We start from the raw sequence: 6,353 nt of genomic DNA on the forward strand, positions 1-6,353 counted from the left end.
CCAAGGGGCCGGAAGACTCTCCGTCTCCCGGCCCCTGGCATACGCGGGTGCGCGTCACCCCTGCGGCATGCGCGCGGGTGCGCGTCAGTCCTGCTGCTGCCGCTTGGGCCGCCACACCACCAGCGCGCTGGTCTGCTGGACCTCCTGGTACGGGACCAGGTCGCGCCGGTAGGAGGCGTGCACCGCGGCCTCGCGCTGCCGGATCGCCGCCGCGGCGCCGTCCAGGGCCGCCTCCATCTCCGCGACCCGGGACTGGAGCGCGGCGACCTGGTTCTCCAGTTCGATGATTCGCTTGATGCCGGCCAGGTTGATGCCCTCGTCCTGCGACAACTGCTGCACCTGGCGGAGCAGTTCGATGTCACGGGCCGAGTAGCGGCGGCCCCGGCCCGCGGTGCGGTCCGGGGAGACCAGGCCCAGGCGGTCGTACTGGCGCAGCGTCTGCGGGTGGAGTCCGGAGAGCTGGGCAGCCACCGAGATGACGTAGACCGGGGTCTCCTCGGTCAGTTCATACGGATTACGCCGACGGCCGTCCATCACTCTCAGGCTCCCTTCGCGGCCTCGAACAGCTCCGCCCGCGGGTCCTCGCCCGCGGTCGCCTCGCGATACGCCTCCAGCGCGTCACGAGCCTTCCCCGACAGGTCCGCGGGAACACGCACCTCGACGGTGACCAGCAGATCGCCGCGGGTGCCGTCCTTGCGGACCGCGCCCTTGCCCCGCGCCCGCATCGTACGGCCGTTCGGGGTACCGGGCGGCAGCTTGAGGGTGACGGCCGGGCCGCCGAGGGTCGGCACCCGCACCTCGCCGCCGAGGGCCGCCTCGGCGAACGTCACCGGCACGGTGACGGTGAGGTTGTCGTCCTTGCGCCCGAACACCGGGTGCTCCCCGACGTGGACGACCACGTACAGGTCTCCCGCCGGGCCGCCCCGCTCGCCGGGCGCGCCCTTGCCACGCAGCCGGATGCGCTGGCCGTCGGTCACCCCCGCGGGGATGCGGACCTGCATGGTCCGCGACGACTTGGCGCGCCCGCTGCCCTTGCAGTCCGGGCAGGGCTGCTCGGCGATCAGACCGCGGCCCTTGCAGTCGGGGCAGGGGTCGGTGAGCGAGAAACCGCCGCCGGAGCCCCGCGCGACCTGTCCGGTGCCGACGCAGGTCGGGCACACGCGTGGCGTGCCGTTCTTGTCGCCGGTGCCCGAACATGCCTTGCAGGGCGCCTGGGAGGACATCCTGAGGGGCACCGTGGCGCCCTCGATGGCCTCCGTGAAGCTCAGCGTGACCTCGGACTCGATGTCCTGGCCGCGCCGGGGCTGGGTACGCGGGCCCGTGGCGCCGCCGCGGTTGAACAGGCCCCCGAAGACGTCACCGAGGCCGCCGCCGAAGCCGCCGCCCTGGGCACCGCCGCCGGCTCCTCCGAAGAGGTCGCCCAGGTCGAAGTTGAAGGAGCCGCCGGCCGCGCCCGGTCCGGGGCGGAAGCCGCCGTTGCCGAACAGCGCGCGCGCCTCGTCGTACTCCTTGCGCTTCTTGGGGTCGCCGAGGATGTCGTTGGCCTCGGAGATCTCCTTGAAGCGCTCCTCGGCCTTGACGTTGCCCTTGTTGGCGTCCGGGTGGAACTCGCGGGCGAGTTTCCGGTACGCCTTCTTGATCTCGGCCTCGGTGGCGTCCTTGGGGACGCCGAGGACCTTGTAGTAGTCCTTCTCGATGAAGTCCTTGGTGCTCATCCTCGACGCCCCTCCTTCCGCTCCGTGTCTACGTCAGCCCTCCTCAGGGCCGTTGTCCTTCTCGTCGCCGGCCTCGGAGTCCTCCTCGGCCTTGACCGCCTGCGCACCGGGCTGCGGCTCGGCGACGGCCACCCGCGCGGGGCGGATGGTGCGCTCGCCGATTCGATACCCGGGCTGAAGGATCGCCACGCAGGTCGTCTCGGTGACGTCCGGCGCGTAACTGTGCATCAGGGCCTCGTGGATGGTCGGGTCGAAGGGCTCGCCCTCCTTGCCGAACTGCTGCAGGCCCATCTTGGCCGCGACCGTCTCCAGCGACTCGGCCACCGACTTGAAGCCGCCGACCAGTTCGCCGTGTTCCCGTGCGCGGCCGATGTCGTCGAGCGTGGGGAGGAGTTCGGTCAGGAGGTTCGCGATGGCGATCTCCCGGACCGCTACCCGGTCCCGCTCGACGCGGCGGCGGTAGTTCTGGTACTCGGCCTGGAGGCGCTGGAGGTCCGCCGTGCGCTCACCGAGCGCCGTGCGCACCTGGTCCAGCTGGGCGACCAGCCCGGCACTTTCGTTCGCGTCCCCGGCCGGGGCCGCCGCCTCCTCGGAGGAGGCGGCCTTCGGCTCGGCGTCGTCGGAGGTGGCGCCGGAGGGGACGTCGGGCTTCTCCTCGAAGCCCGGGGTCTCCTCCGTCACGCGGCACCGTCCTTGCGCTCGTCGTCCACGATCTCGGCGTCGACGACGTCGTCGTCGGCCTTGGCCTCGCCGGCACCGGCGTCACCGGCACCGCCCGCGGCCTGCGCGCCCTGGGCGTCGGCGTACATGGCCTGGCCCAGCTTCTGCGAGACGGCGGCGACCTTCTCGGTGGCGGTGCGGATCTCGGCGGTGTCCTCGCCCTTGAGGGCTTCCTTCAGCTCGCCGACCGCGGCCTCGACCTCGGTCTTGATCTCGCCGGGGACCTTGTCCTCGTTGTCCTTGAGGAACTTCTCGGTCTGGTAGACGAGCTGCTCGCCCTGGTTGCGGGTCTCGGCGGCCTCGCGGCGGGCGTGGTCCTCCTCCGCGTACTTCTCGGCCTCCTGGCGCATCCGGTCGACCTCGTCCTTCGGCAGCGAGGAGCCGCCGGTGACGGTCATCTTCTGCTCCTTGCCCGTGCCCAGGTCCTTGGCGGTCACGTGCATGATGCCGTTGGCGTCGATGTCGAAGGCGACCTCGATCTGCGGGACGCCACGCGGGGCCGGCGGCAGACCGGTCAGCTCGAACATACCGAGCTTCTTGTTGTACGCCGCGATCTCGCGCTCGCCCTGGTAGACCTGGATCTGCACCGACGGCTGGTTGTCCTCGGCCGTCGTGAAGATCTCGGACCGCTTGGTCGGGATCGTGGTGTTGCGCTCGATCAGCTTGGTCATGATGCCGCCCTTGGTCTCGATACCGAGGGACAGCGGGGTGACGTCGAGCAGCAGGACGTCCTTGACCTCACCCTTGAGGACACCGGCCTGGAGCGCGGCGCCGATGGCGACGACCTCGTCCGGGTTGACGCCCTTGTTGGCCTCGTTGCCGCCGGTCAGCTCCTTGACGAGCTCGGCGACGGCGGGCATGCGGGTGGAGCCGCCGACGAGGACGACGTGGTCGATCTCGCTGAGGGCGATACCGGCGTCCTTGATGACGTTGTGGAACGGCGTCTTGCAGCGCTCCAGCAGGTCGGCCGTCAGCTGCTGGAACTGAGCCCGGGTGAGCTTCTCGTCCAGGTGCAGCGGGCCCTCGGCGGACGCGGTGATGTAGGGCAGGTTGATCGAGGTCTCCGTGGAGGAGGACAGCTCGATCTTGGCCTTCTCGGCGGCCTCGCGCAGGCGCTGGAGGGCCATCTTGTCCTTGGACAGGTCCACGCCGTGACCGGACTGGAACTGCTTGACCAGGTAGTCGACGACGCGCTGGTCCCAGTCGTCACCACCGAGGTGGTTGTCGCCGTTGGTGGCCTTCACCTCGACGACGCCGTCGCCGATCTCCAGGAGGGACACGTCGAAGGTGCCGCCACCGAGGTCGAAGACGAGGATCGTCTGGTCGTCCTTGTCGAGGCCGTACGCCAGCGCGGCGGCGGTGGGCTCGTTGACGATGCGCAGGACGTTCAGGCCCGCGATCTCGCCGGCCTCCTTGGTCGCCTGACGCTCGGAGTCGTTGAAGTAGGCCGGGACGGTGATGACCGCGTCGGTCACCTTCTCACCCAGGTATGCCTCGGCGTCCCGCTTCAGCTTCTGAAGGATGAACGCGGAGATCTGCTGCGGGTTGAAGTCCTTGCCGTCCAGGTTGATCTTCCAGTCGGTGCCCATGTGGCGCTTGACCGACCGGATGGTCCTGTCGACGTTCGTGACCGCCTGGCGCTTCGCGACCTCGCCGACGAGCACCTCACCGTTCTTGGCGAAGGCGACGACGGACGGCGTGGTCCTGGCGCCCTCGGCGTTGGTGATGACGGTGGGCTCGCCGCCCTCCAGAACGCTGACGACGGAGTTAGTCGTGCCCAGGTCGATGCCGACCGCACGTGCCATGGTTGATTCCTCCAGCTGACTTGAGTGGAACAGGCTCAAGTGTGCCCGACGAGAGCGGACGGGTCAACAGACCTGAGCCAGCCGGACTCAACTCTTATCCGTTCCTTACACGCAACCGCCCGCTGACCTGCGTCGATTCCGTGGGCCGGGGCCGCTGAGCAGGACCCCGAAGGAGTACGAGCACCCCCACCGCGACGACCACACCGCCGGCCACCCAGAGCGCGGCACCCTCCCCCGTCCACCCCGCGTGCACCAGTACCCCCACCAGCACCGAGGAAAAGGAAGCGGCCCCCAGCAGCACGACCGCCCCCTGCGAGGTGAGCCCGAGCCGCCGCAGCCGGTGCGCGAGATGGTCGGGGCCGCGCCGGAGCAGCGGACGCCGGGCCACCCCCCGGGCGAGGACCACGAGCAGGGCGTCGGCCACGGCGACGGCACTGAGGCAGAACACCACCGCCACGCTCGGCCCGAGCTCGTACCCCGCGCGCGTGAAGACGACGGCGGAGGACAGCACGAACCCGGTGAACAGCGAGCCGCACGCGCCGAGGCCGACCCGCGCCGGATGCCAGTTGTGCATCAGGAAACCGGTGAGGGCGGCGGCGACCACGCTCAGCAGCACGGCCAGCCCGTCCATCACCTCGGCGGCGGCACAGGCACCCACGCCGAACGCGGTGACCACCCCGACCGTCCCGGCGAGCCCGTCGGCGTGGTCGAGCCCCTTGAAGGCGAGGGAGGCGAGGACGATCCAGCCGACGGCCAGCACCCCGCCCGGCAGGCCCGTCTCGTCGTACGGCACCACCCAGACCGCCGCCACGACCGTGCCGGCGACGAGCACGCGCGCGCGAAGCCGCCACACGTCGGCCACCAGGCCCAGTCCGGCGACCCCGGCGGCGGCCGTCAGCAGCTCCCCGACCCCGTCCCCGAGCGGGGCGACCCGGCTCCATTCCCCCACTCCGGCGACCAGACAGGTGACGGCCACGACGGCGAGGCCGCCGAGGAGCGGGAGGGGGCGTTGCCGGCGCCGGTCGAGGATCCCGGCCCGCAGGGCGGGCGCCCGGAACGCCGCCGCGAGAACGGCGGCGAGGAGGAGGGCGGCGGTGGCGGCGGCAATCCCGTAGAGCACGGCTCTAAGGTAGGGGCGAAAGTAGCAATTCGGTACGAATAACACGATCTGATTGCCTAGCGGCGACCCATATCACCCCACGCTCTGCTGCATCCCGGCGGAAGATGGGGGTAGTCTCGAACAGACTGCCTAAGTTACCGCTTAGTAACGTCCGTCACTCCATACAGCTCGTCCAGACCGAGGCCGCCTCAGGAGCCCCAATGCAACTCGCCGCGATCATCGCGTCGCTGGTCCTGATCGTGGTCGGCGTGGCACTGTTCGGCCGCGCCCTCCTGCAGATCTACAACTTCATGCGGCTGGGCCAGCCGGTGCCGGCCGGTACGCGGACCGACGATCCCACACAGCGCACCATCACGGTGGCCAGGGAGTTCCTCGGTCACACCCGGATGAACCGCTGGGGCGTCGTCGGTGTGGCGCACTGGTTCGTCGCGGTGGGCTTCTACTCCCTGCTGCTGACGATCGTCAACGCCCTCGGGCAGCTGTTCCAGGCGGACTGGCTCCTGCCGATCATCGGCGACTGGGCACCGTACAACGTCTTCGTCGAGTTCCTCGGCACGATGACGACGCTCGGCATCCTCACCCTGATCGTCATCCGCCAGCTGAGCAAGCCGAACAAGCCGGGCCGCAAGTCCCGCTTCGCCGGCTCCAACTTCGGCCAGGCGTACTTCGTCGAGGCCGTCATCCTCATCGTCGGCGTCTGCATCTTCACGCTGCACGCCCTCGAAGGCGCCCAGCACCACGTCGACGGCTACGAGGCGTCGTTCTTCGTCTCGTACCCGGTCGTCGCCTGGTTCCGGGACATGGACCTCTCCACGCTCCAGAACCTCACCTACTTCTTCGCCGGCCTGAAGATCGCCACGTCCTTCATCTGGATGATCACGGTCGCCCTGAAGACCGACATGGGTGTGGCCTGGCACCGTTTCCTGGGTTTCCCGAACATCTGGTTCAAGCGCAACGCGGACGGTTCCACCGCCCTCGGCCCCCTGCTGCCGA

General features: G+C 69.9%; 5 protein-coding genes and 1 pseudogene. 1 reads left to right on the plus strand and 5 read right to left on the minus strand.

The window, feature by feature from the left end; genetic code table 11:
• Nucleotides 1–84 precede the first annotated feature (84 nt).
• The 5 genes from ACIGYR_RS33490 to ACIGYR_RS33510 all read right to left on the minus strand — a co-directional run bounded on the left by ACIGYR_RS33490 (nt 85) and on the right by ACIGYR_RS33510 (nt 5,360).
• Entirely contained in the window at nt 85–534 is a 450-nt protein-coding gene (locus tag ACIGYR_RS33490) for a heat shock protein transcriptional repressor HspR (protein ID WP_399606391.1), read from the minus strand.
• Between the two features lie 5 nt (nt 535–539).
• The gene (dnaJ, locus tag ACIGYR_RS33495; RefSeq protein ID WP_391847598.1) at nt 540–1,715 is read right to left on the minus strand and encodes a molecular chaperone DnaJ; all 1,176 of its coding nucleotides are present in this window, start codon (nt 1,713–1,715) and stop codon (nt 540–542) included.
• Between the two features lie 33 nt (nt 1,716–1,748).
• Nucleotides 1,749–2,396 (minus strand): nucleotide exchange factor GrpE, encoded by a 648-nt coding sequence (gene grpE / locus ACIGYR_RS33500; protein WP_391847597.1) that lies wholly within the window; start codon nt 2,394–2,396, stop codon nt 1,749–1,751.
• The gene (dnaK, locus tag ACIGYR_RS33505) at nt 2,393–4,240 is read right to left on the minus strand and encodes a molecular chaperone DnaK (protein WP_391847596.1); all 1,848 of its coding nucleotides are present in this window, start codon (nt 4,238–4,240) and stop codon (nt 2,393–2,395) included. Before dnaK ends, grpE begins: the two co-directional genes overlap by 4 nt.
• A gap of 94 nt (nt 4,241–4,334) precedes the next feature.
• Complete coding sequence (locus ACIGYR_RS33510; protein WP_399606386.1) at nt 4,335–5,360, minus strand: MraY family glycosyltransferase; 1,026 nt, start codon at nt 5,358–5,360, stop codon at nt 4,335–4,337.
• A gap of 200 nt (nt 5,361–5,560) precedes the next feature.
• On the opposite strand from ACIGYR_RS33510, the pseudogene ACIGYR_RS33515 reads away from it, so the two are divergent.
• Nucleotides 5,561–6,353: pseudogene (locus ACIGYR_RS33515) on the plus strand (Fe-S oxidoreductase); the annotation flags it as partial.

The sequence above is a fragment of the Streptomyces sp. NPDC053076 genome, assembly GCF_044546845.1.
In the GTDB taxonomy this organism is placed as follows: Bacteria; Actinomycetota; Actinomycetes; order Streptomycetales; family Streptomycetaceae; genus Streptomyces.

Coding starts and splice junctions, on each gene's coding strand:
- ACIGYR_RS33490 (WP_399606391.1), bottom strand. CDS start 534: ATGGACGGCCGTCGGCGTAATCCGTATGAACTGACCGAGGAGACCCCG.
- dnaJ (WP_391847598.1), bottom strand. CDS start 1,715: ATGAGCACCAAGGACTTCATCGAGAAGGACTACTACAAGGTCCTCGGC.
- dnaK (WP_391847596.1), bottom strand. CDS start 4,240: ATGGCACGTGCGGTCGGCATCGACCTGGGCACGACTAACTCCGTCGTC.